This is a genomic window from Moorena sp. SIO2C4 (genome assembly GCF_010672485.1).
Classification (GTDB): domain Bacteria; phylum Cyanobacteriota; class Cyanobacteriia; order Cyanobacteriales; family Coleofasciculaceae; genus Moorena; species Moorena producens.
This window is the reverse complement of sequence record NZ_JAAHGN010001520.1, coordinates 1-1,220: the sequence shown is the minus strand read 5'-3', so window position 1 is coordinate 1,220 and position 1,220 is coordinate 1. Positions and strand designations below refer to the sequence as shown.

1 protein-coding gene and 1 pseudogene are annotated in these 1,220 nt (G+C 38.7%); one reads left to right on the top strand and one right to left on the bottom strand.

Going from position 1 to position 1,220, the window contains the following annotated elements; translation table 11 throughout:
• A pseudogene (locus F6K20_RS39165) lies at positions 1–759 on the bottom strand (glycosyltransferase); the annotation flags it as partial.
• A gap of 279 nt (positions 760–1,038) precedes the next feature.
• Here F6K20_RS39165 and F6K20_RS39160 point away from each other — a divergent pair.
• On the top strand, positions 1,039–1,220 hold a 182-nt coding region (locus F6K20_RS39160), incomplete at its 3' end, for a hypothetical protein (RefSeq protein WP_287298555.1).

Here is a 1,220-nt window from a genome sequence, read left to right as displayed (position 1 = left end):
TACTTGGGTAATAAACCAGATTATTCCCGCTACATTGTTGTCCGAAAAGAGGTTACCCAAAAAAACGATATCATAGACAGGATTGGTGCTTAGTTTATCTCTGGATATTGCTTCCCTATTCTCTTCATGAAACTCAATCAGAGGCGGTAAGTAGCGACCATTGGTCAATCCTTGACTTCTCCAAAAATTTAGGTCATCTAGGGAGATATCGTAAAATAAAGTACTATTTTTTAGTAAATTTGTTTCATAGGTTTCCAAGTTAGACAGTGATAAATATCGTTTGAGCTTGTTTAACCCTTTGGCAGACGCAAGTTTTCGCTTATAGTACAAATGCTCGATATTGTGAGAGCGAATAACCAGCAGCAGATTCAAGTGTTGACTTAACTGATTTGCTACTTCTCCACCGTGAATACCATCCAGGAATATAACATCAGGATTAAACCCAGCCACATCAGACAGTAATAGCTTGAATTCTTTACCTCTAACAATTCTAGATGTAACTTCCAAAGGATACTTGAGTAAGTCAATTATCCGCCGAATAAAAGAACCGACTGTCCTTGGAAACTTTATAAAAAAAACTTGCTTGGCATACTTCCTAATTTCCAGGACTTCCTCTGGTTTTGGAGTATGGCTACACCAGCAGATAACTTGTATATCAGTCCCTAAATTAGAGAAAGCTTTTATCCTTCGCCACATGTCTAATCGCGCCCCATGGATGGGCGGATAGGGAATATCATGGCATACTAATGTAATCTTCATAATAGCGCTACTCTTCCTCTCAGTTGTTTGCTCCTATAGAATTAGTCATGATAATTATCAGCAGTGACTTGGAATTATTCAATAACCTAGATTTTTCATAAATTAAGCAGATTTAAACTAATGTATAATTTCACTATATTATCAAGATATATGCTCAATAATAGTTAGGGAAATTTCCCACTTGATCTTGACAAAATATATCGAGAGCACTAGTTAAATACAAATTATTTTTTTGTTAGCAATATCCAAGGATTTGAGTAGTTCAGATTTTGAAAAGATATGAATCGGAAATCCGTCGGCAATATAACCCTTTGTATTAATCGGAGCAATATAGTAGTCAGGGGTTGGAAGCGATGCAGCGCGGTCTTGGGGAGGCAGTGCGGTCTTGGGGGTTCCCCCCATGAGCAACTGCCGTGGTTTCCACGGGGCTTACAGCGATGCAGCGCGGTCTTGGGGGTTTC